Raw genomic sequence first — 13,947 nt, 5'->3', positions numbered from 1 at the left:
CCGGGCCGACGGGCGTCTCGACGTGCTCAGCGACGCGGGCGGGTGGACGACCCGGGCGCTGGTCAACGCGACCGGAACCTGGCGGCGACCGTTCTGGCCGCACTACCCGGGGCAGGCGTCGTTCCGGGGCCGGCAGGTGCACACCGCCGACTACCGGGGCCCGGCGGAGTTCGCCGGCCGGCGGGTGGTCGTCGTCGGCGGCGGGACGTCCGCCGTACAACTGCTGGCCGAGATCTCCGAGGTGGCCGCGGCCACCCGCTGGGTCACCCGGCGACCGCCGGTGTTCCACCAGGACTTCAGCCGGGAGGAGGGCCGGGCCGCGGTGGCCCGGGTCGACGCGCGGGTACGGGCGGGGCAGCCGCCGGGCAGCGTGGTCGGCGCCACCGGCCTGGGGCTGACGCCGACGCTGCGACGGCTGCGTGCCGAGGGGGTCCTGCACCGGCTGCCGATGTTCGACCGGATCACCCCGCAGGGCGTGGTCTGGGCCGACGGGACCGGGTTCGCCGCCGACGTGATCCTCTGGTGCACCGGGTTCCGGCCCGTACTGGAGCACCTGGCTCCGCTGCGGCTGCGTGGGCCCGGTGGCGGCATCGTGATGGACGGGACCCGGGTGGTCGCCGACCCGCGGATCCACCTGGTCGGCTACGGGCCGTCGGCGAGCACGGTCGGCGCGAACCGGGCCGGGCGCAGCGCCGTACACGAGATCCGACGCCTGCTCGACGCGGTCCCGGCCGCCGTCTGAGCGGCCCCCGGGCGACCTGCGGTGGCGGTTCCATAGCACGGTGGCGCGGGCGGCTCACCGCATTTGACGAATCGGGTTGGAAGCGGCAACGTAGGGCAAGTACGGCTAGTTGCACCGACCCAATTCGAGAAAGACGACACCCGCCGTACCCCGGGTGTCGGTCCGGCCCGCCACCGGCGGACGACCGTGGACCGATGCCGTGTCCGTTGGCCTCCGTGGCCTCTCGCGTGTGCCGTTGCGCGCCACGAAGCGTGCCGGCCGATCGCACAGAAGAAATCCACGAGGAGATTTCCATGCTCACCATGACCGACAACGCCGTGCTCGTGATCCGTGACCTGACCACCCAGCAGGAGGTGCCGCCCGGAGCCGGGCTGCGCATCGCCAGCGACCTGACCGCCGGTTCGCTGACCCTGGCCCTGGCGGAGAGCCCGGCCCAGGGTGACCAGGTGGTGGACAGCGACGGTGCCCGGGTCTTCCTGGATCCGCAGGCCGCCCAGATCCTCGACGACAAGGCGCTGGACGCCGCCATCGACGCGCAGGGGGCGGTGCAGTTCGGGTTCACCGAGGGGCCGTCCGAGAGCTGACCGCGACGACGCCGGCCACCCGCCGCGCACCCGTCGACCCGGCCGATCCACCGGCGCCGGGCCGGCCCGCACCGTCCTGTCCGGATGGTACGGGCCGGTCCGCCGTGCGCCGCTCGTCTAGAGTTTCCGACGTGCACCGCCGCTTCCCGATCACCCCGCCACCCCGCTCCTGAGCGGGGCGGACCGCCAGCGCGCCGAGCCGAAACCGGCCGGTGCGCCGCTTCGCCGTGGGTGATCCGGGCACGCCCCGCTTCCGCGACCGACCTCGACTGTTGTCGTTTCCTCTCTCGTCGCAGGAGCGCGAACCCTCATGCACACCTCTCGACTCTCGCCGGCCGCCGCGCGCCGCCGGCCAACCGCCGGCCTGTGCTACCTGACCGTCGCCGGCATTCTCTGGGGCACCGGTGGGCTGACCGGAAGCCTGTTGTACCGCACCGTCGATCTCGCCCCGATGGCGGTGGCGACCTACCGGCTCGGCATCGGCGGTGCGGTGATCCTGGCCTTCCTCGCCGTCGTCGGGCGGCGGTGGCCCCGGCACCGGGCCGCCTGGACCAGGATCGTCGTGGTCGGCCTGTTGAGCGCCCTCTACCAGGCCAGCTACTTCGGCGCCGTCGCGCTGACCTCGGTCAGCCTGGCCACGCTGATCACCATCGGCACCGCTCCGGTGCTCGTACTCGCCGTGCAGGCGGTGACCGGCCGGAGCCGGCTCGACCGCCGGGCCGTCACCGCGAGCTGCCTGGCGCTGGCCGGCCTCGGGCTGCTGGTCGGGCTTCCCGCCGATGGCTTCGCCCCGGTGGCGGTGCTCTCCAGCGCGGGTCTCGCGCTGGCCTCCGCCGCCGGCTTCGCCACGCTCACCCTGGTCGGTGTGCGGCCGGTGGCGGGCCTGGACGAGCTGGCCACCACCGGGCTCGGCTTCACCGTCGGCGGCCTGCTGCTGGCCCCGTTCGCCGCCGCCGGAGCGGGACTCGGGTTCACGCCGGGACTTCCCGCTCTCGCGCTGCTGGTCGCCCTCGGCACCGGGCCGACCGCGCTGGCGTACCTGCTCTACTTCCGGGGCCTGCGCACGGTCGAGGCGGGTACGGCGGCGCTGATGGCCCTGTTGGAGCCCCTGGTCGGCGCCCTGCTCGCCGCGCTGCTCCTCGGCGACCGGCTCGGCCCGGTCGGCCTCGCCGGAGCCGCGTTGCTCGGGGCGGCGGTGGTGCTCGCCGCCAGGGTGCCGGCGGCTGCGGGGGTGCCGGCGGCCGTGGGAGTGCCGGCGGAGCCCGCCGGCAACCCCGCGGTGGTGCCCGCCGGACCGGGTGACGCTAGCCGGCGGCGACCGGGGTGACGCCGGTGCCGGCGGTGCGGGTGTCCGGGCCGGCCGGTACGGCGGTCCGGGTGGCACCCTCGTCGACCAGCCGTCGGAGGGGCCGGTCGAGGAGCCGGACCAGCTCGGGCAGGACCACCCCGAGCGGGGCGTCGACGGTCAGCGACGCGTAGTCGTCGCCCCGGGTCGGGCCCTGATTGACGATCACCACGGGGATGTCGTGCTTCGCGGCGCGGACCACGAACCGGCGGCCCGACATCACCGTCAGGGAGGAGCCCAGCACCAGGAGCAGCCGGGCCTGTTCGACGAGGTCGAAACAGGCCCGGACCCGCTCCGGGGGCACGGACTCACCGAAGAAGACGACATCCGGCTTCAGGACGCCGCCCGGACACGACGCGCAGTCCACGATCCGGAAGTCGTCGACCACGGCGTCGGGCAGCTCGACATCGCCGTCCGGGTTGAGCGTGTCGTACCGGGCGGTGAACCGGGGGTTGACGGCCCGCAGCCGCCGGTCGAGCTCCTCCCGGGGGGTGGAGTCGCCACAGCCCAGACAGCTGACCCGGGCCAGGTTGCCGTGCAGCTCGACAACCGACCTGGCGCCGGCGGCCTGGTGCAGCCCGTCCACGTTCTGGGTCACCACGCCGGTCAGCAGCCCGCGCCGTTGCAGCTCGGCGACCGCCCGGTGGCCGGCGTTCGGGGCCGCCCGGGCGATGGTCCGCCAGCCGAGGTGGCTGCGGGCCCAGTAGCGGCGGCGGGCGACGGGGTCACCGACGAAGGTCTGGTACGTCATCGGCGTGTGTCGCCGGGCTACTCCGCTGGGTCCCCGGTAGTCGGGGATCCCGGACTCGGTCGACAGCCCGGCGCCGCTGAGCACGACGACCCCGCCGCCGGCCAGCAGCTCCGCCAGGGGGCCGTACCCGCCGTGTCCGCCGTGTCCGCCGGACATCAGTGTCTCCACCCGTCCATGCTGCCTCGCCGGCACGGCGGCGGCGAACCGTGGGTGACCGGTGTCGCCGGCCATGTCGGTCGCCACCTGCGGAGATAACTGTCCGTGATCGGACATGCGTGCTAAGTGTGATTGGACGCTAACTCAACGTAACGTCGATGACAGGCAGGTACGCGGGCGTGGCCCGATGCCATCCCACCGGGCGTACCGCCGGATCAATCCCTCGTCACTGGGCCGCAGACCGGCCCGACCAGCAAGGAGCACCACCATGTCCGAAGCCAGTGAGGCCAAGTACGCCGCAACCGAACAACCGCCCGCCACCGGCACCGAGGCCGAGGGGGTCGGCATCCTGGCCGTACCGGCCACCGCGGCCGGCATGCCGCCCACCGCCCAGGGCCTCTTCGCCGTGGTCAATTCCAACGGGGCGCTCGCCCGGGGATTCGGCGCGGTCTCCTCCACCCGGTTGGCCGTGGGGCAGTACCAGGTGGTGTTCATCCAGAACATCACCAGGTCGGCCTTTACCGCCACCCTCGGCCTGACCGGCAGCGTCGGCGCGTCCCCGCCCGGGGAGATCGCCGTCGTCGGCCGGGCCGGCGTACCGAACGGCGTCTTCGTGCAGACCTGGAACAGCGCCGGCACGCCCGCCGACCGCGCCTTCCACCTGCACGTCTCGTCCTGATCCCCGCCGATACCCCGATGGCGGGCCGGCACCGGTAGCTCCTCCATGCCGGTGACGTCCCCATCGGAGCCCGGTCCCCGTGGTCGACCCGGACCGCGGGGACCGGTGCCGTCCGCGCCGGTTTCCGGCGGCGCCCGGAGACCTCCACACATGAGCGCGCGGCGCCGCCCGAGGATCCGGGCGTCGCCGCGCTCTGGCCGTCTCCCGCCCGCGCAGCCCATCGGCGGTACGCCCGGCGGGGACTCGGCTCGACCGGTCCGGTGGCTGCCGTTCCGGTCAGGTGTGGGGTTTCCCACCGTCGGCGTAACCAAACCTGGGGCCGGGCCGGACCTGGTAGGGAGCCTCCCGCCCTCCCCAGCCGTACCGCGGGCAACTGTCACCCCACTGGGCCGCTTTATCCACCCCCGGGAGGGGTAAGAGGCGGACATGGAGCACTACACGATCGCTACCGTCGCAGAGCAGAACCCGGACTTCCGGCGGGTCCTCTGGACCGGCAAGCACACGCAGTTGGTCGTCATGACGATCCCGCCGGGCGGCGAGATCGGTGAGGAGGTCCACGAGGTGGACCAGATCCTCACCTTCGTCAGCGGCACCGGCGAGGCCCGGGTCTCCGGCCAGACCCGGCAGGTGGCCCAGGGCGACCTGGTCGTCGTACCGGCCGGGCGGAAGCACAACTTTGTCAACAGCGGGCCGAACCCGCTCATCCTCTACACCGTCTACGGGCCGCCGGAGCACGCCGACCAGGCGGTGCACCGGACGAAGGAGGAGGCGGACCGTCTGGAGGAGGCGGGCAAGGACGAGCCACCCTCGCAGTGACCGACGGGTGATCGGGCACCCGGACCGGGTGCCCGAAGCCCTCCTGCGCCCGGCGACCGTTCCGACGGCCCCGAGGACTCGGCGCACCTACCGGGACGACCGCGCCGGCTGTTCCGGCAGCTCCGGCGCGACCCCGCGGACGCCGCCGTCGGCCCGCAGGTCCAGGGCGAGCGCGGCGGTCCAGCCGAAGGCGGGCGAGCCGATGCCCTCCCCGGTGTCCGGGTGGAAGTACTCGTAGTAGCCGGACCGGCGGGCGAGGCCGAGCAGCGCGGTGCGCAGCGTCGCCGCCAGCGCGTCCCGGCCGTGCCCCCGCAGCCCCCGGAAGAGCAGCCAGTTGATATTGAACCAGACCGGTCCGCGCCAGTACCGGTACGGGTCGAAGTCGGCGGCGGAGCGGTCGTAGCTGGGCACCGGCATCCGCTCGTCGACCCCGAACCTGGCCGAGACGATCTCGGCCACCAGGTCCGACACCCGCGCCGCCGGCAGGTCGGGCAGGACCAGCGGCAGCAGCCCGTTGACGCAGCGGGCCGGGCTGCGCCGGCCGGTGCGGACGTCCAACGAGTGGAACATCCCGGTACCCGGATCGAAGAGCCGGTCGACCAGCAGCCGGGTGATCGCCGCCGCCCGGGCCCGGTGCGGCGCGGGATCGGCCCCGACCACCCCGGCGATCCGGGCCAGCGCCAGCTCCGCCGCCCCGCGCAGCGTGTTGAAACCGGGGCACTCGACCAGGAACGAATGCCGGGTCCGCAGGTCCGCGTCCCGGTAACCCCCGTCCCGGTACGACAGCGCAATGCTCAGGTAGCGGCTGTAGTCCTCGTCGGTGGGGCGATGGTTGGAGGCGACCACCCGGTTGTCCCGCCGGGCGTACCGGCGCAGCAGGTCCGCGACGACCGGCACGGCGCCCAGCGCCTCGTCCCAGGACGGGCTGTTGTCCAGCCCCGACTCCCACGGATGCACGATGCTGCTCAGTCCCGCCCCGCCCACGTCCCGCGCGGTGCCGAGATACTCCTGCTGGGCCACCAGCCGGGGGTAGAGCCAGCGCAACTGCTCAGCCGCGGCCGTACCGGGTGCGCGCCGGTAGACCGCCCAGGCGCCGAGGGCGTGCACGGGCGGCTGCACGATCCCGCTGCCCGGGACGGCGGGGACGCCGTTCGGGACCGGCCGGTCGCCGCCGGTCCAGAGGCTCGGACCGGGAAAGTAGTCGCGTTCGGTCACACCCGGGTCGAAGACGATGTGCGGCACCCGCCCGTCCGGCCACTGCGCCGCGAAGAGGCTGCGCAGGTCCAACCAGGCGCGGTCCGGGGCGGCGTGCGCCAACCCGATCGCGATGAACCCGGCGTCCCAGCTCCACTGGTGCGGATAGAGCGTCCGGGACGGCACGGTGTGCCGACCGGTCCAGTTGGCGTCGAGGATCGCGGCCGCGTCCGGCCACGGCGGAGCGCCGGCCGCACCGGGCTCGTCCAACCCGGCGGGCGCCCCGACGGGGGGCACCGACGGCTCTGTTCCGGCGGACCTCGCGACCTGATCCATAACCTCCTAACGGGCGGCCCGGGCGGCGCGTCATTGTCACATTCCGGTCGGCTGCCCGGCCGGGGGACGGCACGGACCGGAGGTGCCGATCCTTCTAGGCGGCGACCACCGGCAGGTCGTCCACGTCCACGGTCTCCGGGTACTTCAGCCCCGCCCCGGTGTTGAGCACCACGACCCGCTCGTCCGCCCGGATCCAGCCGCCGGCCCGCAGCCGCCGGGCCGCGGTCAGGCAGGCCGCCCCCTCCGGGCAGAGCAGCAGGCCCTCCAGCGCGCCGAACTCCCGCAGGTCCGCGAGGATCGCCTCGTCGTCGACGGCGACGGCCGTACCGGAGGTGTCGCGCAGCGCGTCGAGGATCAGCTCGTCGCCCAGCGGCGCGGGGACGTTGATGCCGAAGGCCACCGTCCAGGCGTCGGCCCACGGCTCGGCCCGGGTCGCGCCGCCGCCGAAGGCCCGGACGATCGGCGCGCAGCCGGTCGACTGTACGGCCACCAGCCGGGGGAAGGTGGCGCCGATCCAGCCCAGCTCGCGCATCTCGTGCAGCGCCTTGTGGATGCCGATCAGCCCCACGCCGCCGCCGGTGGGGTAGAGGATCACGTCCGGCACCTGCCAGCCGAGCTGTTCGACGATCTCGTACCCCATGGTCTTCTTGCCCTCCAGCCGGTACGGCTCCCTGAGGGTGCCGACGTCGAAGATCCCCTCGCCCGGCGAGCCGGCCGACTCGGCGATCAGCCTCGCGACGTACCGGCCGGCGTCGCTGATCAGGCCGTCGATCAGGTGCAGGTCGGCCCCGGCGGCGACACACTCCCGGCGGGTGATGGTGGGCGCGCCCAGCGGCATGGCGACGGTGGCCCGCAGCCCGGCCCGGGCCGCGTACGTGGCCCAGGCCGCGCCCGCGTTGCCGTTGGTCGGCATGCCGACCCGTCGGATGCCCAGCTCACGCGCCCGGGACACCCCGACCGCGGCGCCGCGGGCCTTGAACGAGCCGGTCGGCACCAGGCCCTCGTCCTTGACCAGCAGACCGGGTACGCCGATCCGCTCGCCGTAGCGCGGCGCCGGCAACATCGGCGTCCATCCCTCGCCGAAGGTGGTGACGTTGGCGTCGTCGGCGACCGGCAGCAGCTCCCGGTAGCGCCACAGGTCGGCCGGCCGGCCCGCCAGGTCGTCCGGCCGGACCGCCCGCCGGACCGCGTCCAGGTCGTAGCGGGCCAGCAGCGGTGACCCGCAGGAGCAGAGGTTCTGCGGCCGGTGGGCGTCGTGGCGGGCGCCGCAGCGCGGGCATGCGAGGTGCGTCAGGTACACCGTCTGGCCTCCAGTGCTCGGATCACCCCCATGATCCCTAACCTCGGGGCCGGTCCGGGCCGGCAGGGGTGCGCGCCGGGTCACTTTCTTCCCCGCGACCTCCACCCCGCGACGACGCGGCGCCCCGACCGCCGGCGTCCACGGTGAGCCAGTGCCGGGACCGCCGGCCGGGGAGATAGGGGCTGTCCAGCCGTTTGGCCACGACCCCGGGCAGGCCCTGCTCGCGACTCGCGTCGAGCGCGTACCGGCCGCCGGCCGGAAAGTACGGCGGGGTCTGCCAGTGCGGGCCGGTGAGCGCCAGCCCGTCGAGCAGCTCCCGGCGCTGGGCGTACGGCAGGTCGAGGCTGGGCGCGCCCTCCAACCAGAGCAGGTCGAAGATCAGGTACTGGGTGGTGGTGGATCCGGTGCCGCGCCGCCCGCCCGTCCGGGGCGCCGCTGGGCGCACCCGACCGGCGGGGTCGAAGGTGACCAGCTCACCGTCGAGTACCGCCTCGGTCGGCGCCAGCTCCTCGGCCAGCTCCCGCAACCCCGGGTACGCCGACGTGATCTCCTCGTCCGCCTCGGACATCAGCCGCAGCCGGCCCCCGGCGACGTACCCGATCGCCCGGGTGCCGCCCCAGCGCATCTCGTAGCCCCACGCCGCGTCGTCGCCCGGCAGCCGCGCGGCGTGCGCCGGGCGCATCGGGTGCAGCCGTTCGGGCATCGAGGTCCAGCCCGGCGGTGCCGGATCCAGCCGCCGGACCATCCAGTCCCGGCCGGTGCCGGCGTCCCGCGTCGTGCGGAACAGCACGTAGCGGCCGGAGACCCGCTCGCCGTCCAGCACGATCAACACCTCGTCGTCCCGCCACTTCTCGCAGGCGTACCGGCCCCGGTCGAAGATCGTCATCCGGCCACCGCCGTACTCGCCGGCCGGAATCTCGCCGTGGAATTCGAGGTACTCCATCGGGTGGTCCTCGGTGTGCACCGCGAGGTGGCTGCGCCCCGGCTCGCGCGGCAGCCCGCGCGGCACCGCCCAGGAGGCGAGTACCCCGTCGCGCTCCAGCCGCAGGTCCCAGTGCAGCGACCGGGCGTGGTGCTGCTGGACGACGAACCGGTCGCCGTGCCCCGGCCGGGATCGCGGGTCGCCCTCCGGCACCGGTTCCGGGGTACGGGCCGGGTCGCGCCTGCGCCGGTATTCGTCCAGCGGATCCCCCATGGCGGTATTGTCCGCCCACCCGGGCCGCTCCGGGGTGGCGTGCATGCCGGCGGGCAGCCCGGGTAGGAACGGAACCATGAGCCCACCCAGCGACCAGCCAACCGTCCAGCTGCCCAGCGAGGTCCGGATGCCGATCCTCGGCTTCGGCACCTGGCAGATCACCGGCCGCCGGGCGTACGAGGCCGTCCGGGAAGCGCTCGACGTCGGTTACCGGCACATCGACACCGCCACCATGTACGGCAACGAGGACGAGGTCGGCCGGGCGGTGCGGGACAGCGGGGTGCCCCGGGAGGACATCTTCATCACCACCAAGCTGCCGCCGGAGCGGGCCGGCCGGGAACGCGAGACGATCCAGGCGAGCCTGGCCGCCCTCGACACCGGGTACGTCGACCTGTGGCTGATCCACTGGCCGCCCTCCGCCGATCCGGCCAGCATCGCCACCTGGCGGGAGCTGCTCGCCGTCCGCGACGAGGGCCTGGCCCGTACGGTCGGGGTGAGCAACTACGACACCATCCAGCTCGACGCGCTGATCGAGGCGACCGAGGAGGCGCCCGCGGTCAACCAGGTGCGCTGGGGCCCGGCCCTGCACGACCCGCAGCAGTTGGCCGAGAACCGCGACCGGGGGGTGGTGCTGGAGGGCTACAGCCCGTTGAAGACCACCGACCTGCGCGACCCGGTGCTGGTCGGGATCGCGAAGGCGCACGGGGTCACCCCGGGTCAGGTGGTGCTGCGCTGGCACGTCGACCACGGCATCGTGGTCATCCCCAAGTCGGCCACCCCGGCCCGGATCAGGGAGAACTTCGACATCTTCGGCTTCTCGCTGAGCGAGAGCGAACGCCGCCAGCTCGACGCGATGGGCCGGTGACCAACCCTCGCCGCGCAGTGCCCTCTGGCCGCCGACCCCACGCCGGGAGCCGGTGAGCAGGGCGGAGGGCTACCCTGTCGGCTCAGACGCCGGGGGAGCGGTGTGGCGAGGGGGGAACGGTGTACGACCAGCTATTCGACGGGGTGGGCGGCCAGCCGGAATCCGGGCGGGGGCCGGAGCCGGACTTCGTCACCTGGCTGCTCTATCTGGACTGCGGTGACGACCGGGCGCGGTTCGGCCCGCTGGCCCGCTGGTGGTACGAGGAGGCGTGCCGGCTGCTGGTCCCGTTCGTGCATCCGGCCGGGGCCACCGAACCCGCGGTCTCGCTGACCGCCTTCGAGCAGGACGCCACCGGGCGGGGCCGGCGACGCCGCCCGGGCCGGTGGGCGGAGGGACTCACGCCGGACTGCCGCCAGCTCTCGGCGCGCTGGTTCGAGCCCGCGCCGAACTCCGTCGCCTCGGAGCTGGACGTCTTCCTCGACCGGTTCGCCGGACCGGAGCAGGTCAGGTTGCAGATCTCGATCGGGTTCGAGGACCGGCCCGGCCGCCTGTCACTGGTGCTGCCGGCCCTGCTGGAGCTGGCGCGGCTGGTCGGCGACGCCACCGACCCGGCGTACGGCGAGATCGTGGTCAACGCGACCAGCCTGGCCCCGGCCACCATCCTCGACGCGGCACTGGGGCGTTCCGCGGCCGTCTCGGCCCGGGAGAGCCGTGGCCACCTGCGCGGCTACGAGTGGGTGACGGTCTGCCCGAAGGAGTTGGCGGCCCGGCTCGGCGGCCCGGACCGGCTGCGCGCCTCGGGCGCCTTCGCCGAGGTGCTGCCGCTGCGGCACGGCGGGCTGGTGCTGCGCGCGACCGACCACCCGGCCGGGTACGGCGCGGACCGGGTCCGGTCGGCGTTCCGGGCGCTGGCGCCGGTCCTGCCGCCGGGGCGGCCCGGTCTGCCGCCGACGGTCCCGCCGCAGGGGGCACAGGGCCGGGCGATGCTGTCGGCGGTGCCGGGCGTGCTCGCCGGTGACCCGGGTGGGCCCGACCTGAGCCGGATCGTCTTCGCCGACCCCGCCGACGCCGGTTCGTGGTTGGAGGTCGGCCCGGGGGACGCGCCCCGGACCCCGACCGGACCGTCGCTGGGCTGAGGCCCGCGGCCGGCCCGCTCCTGAAAGAGCGGGCCGACCGGGTGCCGGTGGTGGCTACGCCCGGGTGCAGGCGGAACCGTTGAGGCTGAACGAGGTCGGCGACGAGTAGGTGCCGCTCAGCGACCCCTGGTAGCCGAAGGACGCCGTGCCGCCGGCCGGGATGGCCGTGTTCTGGCCGGTGCCACGGGCGGTGACGGCCGATCCGCTCTGGGTCACGGTGGCGTTCCAGGAACTGGTGACCTGCTGTCCGGACGGCAGGTTGTAGGTCAGCGTCCAGCCGTTGACCGGGCTGGAGCCGGTGTTGGTGACGGTGACCGAGGCGGTGAAGCCGTTGTTCCACGAGTTCGCCGTGTACCCGACCCGGCAGGCGGCGGTGCCCGGCGGCGGGTTGCTCGGCTGACCCGGGTTGCCGCCCCCGTTGACCGAGGCGGAGAACGAGTTGACGCCGAGGCCGGTGCCGCCCTGCCACGGCTCGAAGCCGGCCTGGATGCTGGTCAGGTACCAGGAGTTGGTGATCGCGCCCCGGTCGCGGACGTCGTTGATGAAGTCCAGCACGCTGAAGCTCCAGCTCGCGATCGCCGACGGGGCCACGTACGAGACGACGTTGTTGCCGCCGTTGTTGCCCTGCCAGACCTCCCAGGTCCGCCCGCCGACCGTGGCGGTGCCGACCGGTGAGCCGATCGGCTGGATTGGGCCCTGCCGGTTGAACCAGATCATGATCTCCATCTGGTTCACGCCGGTCCGCTTGGGCGTCGGGTCCAGCCAGATGTCGTACGAGGCGTTGTAGGTGGCGCCGCTGACGTAGTTGTAGCTGATGCTGCTGCTCGCGCTGCTGATCTGGCTCACCTGGATCGGCAGGTTGGTGCCGGGGGAGCAGTTGTTGTAGTGGCAGCCGAGGAAGACCGACGGGTAGGAGACCGGTGCGCCGTTGGTCGGCGAGGAGCCCTGCTGCTGGGTGATCGAGAAGCCGTTGTCGGTGACGTTGATGCACTGCTGCGCGGTGGTGCCCCAGCGGTTGTTCTGGACCACGTACCTGCCCTGGATGGTGGTGCTGCCGTACTGCTCGCAGATCTGCACGTCGGCCTGGGCGGGGCCGGCGGCGGTGAGGACGGCGAGCGAACCGGCGACGAGCAGGGTGGCGGCTGCCGCGAGGATCGGGACGGGGCGTCTCATGATGCTCCTTGGCTGGTGGGTGTCCGTGGAGGTGGTGCGTGCCGCGAGGTGCCGGGCGTGCGGCGCGACCGCCTGGGGAGCGCTCCCATGGCAATCAGAGACACATTTACATGCTTGAAATCGGAAAGCAACCGCAGGGGCCCGGAAGGCCGTCCGGACCGGCCGGGGTCAGGCGCCGGCGAGCAGGGTACGGGCGGCCCGTACCTGGCCGACGGAGGCGCGCAGCGCCGCCACGATCCGCTCCTCGCTCTGCCCCGCGAGTCGGGCGGCCGGTACGGAGAGGCTGATCGCGTCGACCGCCGGCGACTGCAACGGCACCGCCATGGCGAAACAGACGATGCCCTCGGTGTTCTCCTCGTGGTCCACCGCGTAGCCCCGGGCCCGGATCGCGGCCAGCTCGGCGTGCAGCCCGGCCGGCTCGGTGATGGTGTGCCGGGTCAGCGTGGTCAGCGGCCAGGTCAGCAGCCGGTCGACCGCCTCGTCGGGGCGCTCGGCGAGCAGCACCTTGCCCAGTGCGGTGGCGTGCGCGGGCAGGTGCCGGCCGATCGCGCTGTAGAGCCGCAGCGGATGCACCGACTCCCGCTTGGCGAGGTAGACCACGTGCGGCCCGTCCAGGCGGCCGAGGTGCACCGTCTCGCCGAACTCGGTGGCCAGGTCGTCGAGGACCCCGCCGAGCAGTCCGGTGGCGTCGTCCGCCTCCAGGTAGGCCGCGCCGACCTGGAGGGCGCGGACGCCGAGACCGAAGCGGGTGCCGGTGAGGTCCGCCTCGACCCAGCCGCGCTGGATCATCGTGCGCAGGATGCCGTGCAGGCTGCTCTTCGGAATGCCGAGGGTGCGGGCCAGCTCGCCCAGGGAGCGGCGCTGTGGCGACCCGGACAGCGCCTCCAGCACGTCGAGCGTCCGGCCGGCGCTCTTCACCGGCTGGAACGGCTCGCCGATGCTCGTCATGGCGGTCACTCTAGTCGGCTTGACAGCACCCGGGACCACAGTAGGGTCACGTACGTGACCAATGTTCAGCATGATGAACAGCTTTCCGACGTTCCGGGGACCATCGCCGCCACCCGGATCCTCCCCGTCGTGGTGCTGGAGGACGCCGCCTCGGCCGCGCCGCTGGCCGCCGCGCTGACCGCGGGCGGGCTGCGCGCGATCGAGGTGACCTTCCGGACCGCGGCCGCCGCCGACGCCATCCGGGTGATGGCGCAGCGCCCGGACCTGCTGGTCGGGGCGGGCACCGTACTGACCCCGGCCCAGGTCGACCAGGCCGTCGAGGCGGGGGCCCGGTTCGTGGTCAGCCCCGGCTTCTCTCCGGCCGTGGTCCGGCACTGCCAGGAGGTGGGCCTGCCGGTCTTCCCCGGCGCCGCCACCGCCACCGAGATCCAGATGGCGCTCGACGCCGGCCTGGAGACGGTGAAGTTCTTCCCCGCCGAGCAGCTCGGCGGCGTGGCCATGATCAAGGCGCTGGCCGCACCCTTCCGGTCGGTCCGGTTCATCCCCACCGGCGGGGTCAACACCGGCAACCTCGCCGACTACCTGGCCCAGCCCGCCGTGCTCGCGGTCGGCGGCACCTGGATGGTCGCGCCCGCCCTGCTCGCCGCCGGCAGGTGGGACGAGGTCACCCGGCTGACCGCCGCCGCCGTCGAGGCCAGCCAGACCGCCACCCGTTCCGCCTGAGCTT

At 73.9% G+C, this 13,947-nt stretch carries 13 protein-coding genes and 1 pseudogene; 8 read left to right on the top strand and 6 right to left on the bottom strand.

What is annotated here, in order from left to right:
• The first annotated feature begins 22 nt into the window (after nucleotides 1-22).
• The 3 genes from ACQEUR_RS12310 (at nucleotide 23) to ACQEUR_RS12300 (ending at nucleotide 2,653) form a co-directional block, all read left to right on the top strand.
• Nucleotides 23-742, top strand: coding sequence for an FAD-dependent oxidoreductase (locus ACQEUR_RS12310; RefSeq protein ID WP_433029602.1), 720 nt, complete (start codon nucleotides 23-25; stop codon nucleotides 740-742).
• A 293-nt stretch (nucleotides 743-1,035) separates the two neighbouring features.
• Nucleotides 1,036-1,326 (top strand): HesB/IscA family protein, encoded by a 291-nt coding sequence (locus tag ACQEUR_RS12305; protein ID WP_433029600.1) that lies wholly within the window; start codon nucleotides 1,036-1,038, stop codon nucleotides 1,324-1,326.
• A 310-nt stretch (nucleotides 1,327-1,636) separates the two neighbouring features.
• Nucleotides 1,637-2,653, top strand: a complete 1,017-nt coding sequence (locus ACQEUR_RS12300) for a DMT family transporter (RefSeq protein ID WP_433029598.1) — start codon at nucleotides 1,637-1,639, stop codon at nucleotides 2,651-2,653.
• Here ACQEUR_RS12300 and ACQEUR_RS12295 read toward each other — a convergent pair.
• Nucleotides 2,631-3,578: an NAD-dependent protein deacetylase gene (locus ACQEUR_RS12295; protein ID WP_433030021.1), complete on the bottom strand. Its 948-nt coding sequence runs from the start codon at nucleotides 3,576-3,578 to the stop codon at nucleotides 2,631-2,633. The genes ACQEUR_RS12300 and ACQEUR_RS12295 overlap by 23 nt on opposite strands.
• A 268-nt stretch (nucleotides 3,579-3,846) precedes the next feature.
• On the opposite strand from ACQEUR_RS12295, the gene ACQEUR_RS12290 reads away from it, so the two are divergent.
• The gene (locus ACQEUR_RS12290; RefSeq protein ID WP_433029596.1) at nucleotides 3,847-4,257 is read left to right on the top strand and encodes a hypothetical protein; all 411 of its coding nucleotides are present in this window, start codon (nucleotides 3,847-3,849) and stop codon (nucleotides 4,255-4,257) included.
• 426 nt (nucleotides 4,258-4,683) lie between these two features.
• A complete protein-coding gene (locus tag ACQEUR_RS12285) occupies nucleotides 4,684-5,073 on the top strand; it encodes a cupin domain-containing protein (RefSeq protein WP_433029594.1) in 390 nt (129 codons plus the stop codon).
• Nucleotides 5,074-5,160: 87 nt separating this feature from the next.
• Here ACQEUR_RS12285 and ACQEUR_RS12280 read toward each other — a convergent pair whose 3' ends face one another.
• The 3 genes and pseudogenes from ACQEUR_RS12280 to ACQEUR_RS12270 all read right to left on the bottom strand — a co-directional run.
• Entirely contained in the window at nucleotides 5,161-6,564 is a 1,404-nt protein-coding gene (locus ACQEUR_RS12280; RefSeq protein ID WP_433029592.1) for an MGH1-like glycoside hydrolase domain-containing protein, read from the bottom strand.
• A gap of 133 nt (nucleotides 6,565-6,697) precedes the next feature.
• Complete coding sequence (locus tag ACQEUR_RS12275) at nucleotides 6,698-7,903, bottom strand: threonine synthase (protein ID WP_433029590.1); 1,206 nt, start codon at nucleotides 7,901-7,903, stop codon at nucleotides 6,698-6,700.
• A gap of 136 nt (nucleotides 7,904-8,039) precedes the next feature.
• Nucleotides 8,040-9,098 (bottom strand): annotated as a pseudogene (locus ACQEUR_RS12270) (DNA polymerase ligase N-terminal domain-containing protein); the annotation flags it as partial.
• 76 nt (nucleotides 9,099-9,174) lie between these two features.
• Between ACQEUR_RS12270 and ACQEUR_RS12265 the strand changes: the two are divergent.
• Both ACQEUR_RS12265 and ACQEUR_RS12260 read left to right on the top strand, forming a co-directional pair.
• Entirely contained in the window at nucleotides 9,175-9,963 is a 789-nt protein-coding gene (locus ACQEUR_RS12265; RefSeq protein WP_433029588.1) for an aldo/keto reductase, read from the top strand.
• Nucleotides 9,964-10,082: 119 nt separating this feature from the next.
• Nucleotides 10,083-11,099, top strand: coding sequence for a hypothetical protein (locus ACQEUR_RS12260; protein ID WP_433029586.1), 1,017 nt, complete (start codon nucleotides 10,083-10,085; stop codon nucleotides 11,097-11,099).
• Between the two features lie 54 nt (nucleotides 11,100-11,153).
• Here ACQEUR_RS12260 and ACQEUR_RS12255 read toward each other — a convergent pair whose 3' ends face one another.
• Together ACQEUR_RS12255 and ACQEUR_RS12250 are read right to left on the bottom strand one after the other, a co-directional pair.
• Entirely contained in the window at nucleotides 11,154-12,272 is a 1,119-nt protein-coding gene (locus ACQEUR_RS12255) for a GH12 family glycosyl hydrolase domain-containing protein (protein ID WP_433029584.1), read from the bottom strand.
• A 168-nt stretch (nucleotides 12,273-12,440) separates the two neighbouring features.
• On the bottom strand, nucleotides 12,441-13,220 hold the full coding sequence (locus tag ACQEUR_RS12250; protein WP_433029582.1) for an IclR family transcriptional regulator: 780 nt from the start codon (nucleotides 13,218-13,220) through the stop codon (nucleotides 12,441-12,443).
• 54 nt (nucleotides 13,221-13,274) lie between these two features.
• On the opposite strand from ACQEUR_RS12250, the gene eda reads away from it, so the two are divergent.
• Entirely contained in the window at nucleotides 13,275-13,943 is a 669-nt protein-coding gene (eda, locus tag ACQEUR_RS12245; protein ID WP_433029580.1) for a bifunctional 4-hydroxy-2-oxoglutarate aldolase/2-dehydro-3-deoxy-phosphogluconate aldolase, read from the top strand.
• Nucleotides 13,944-13,947: the final 4 nt, after the last annotated feature.

This window comes from Plantactinospora sp. CA-290183 (assembly GCF_050936375.1).
Taxonomy (GTDB): Bacteria; Actinomycetota; Actinomycetes; order Mycobacteriales; family Micromonosporaceae; genus Plantactinospora.
This window is presented reverse-complemented; position numbering and strand designations above follow the sequence as displayed.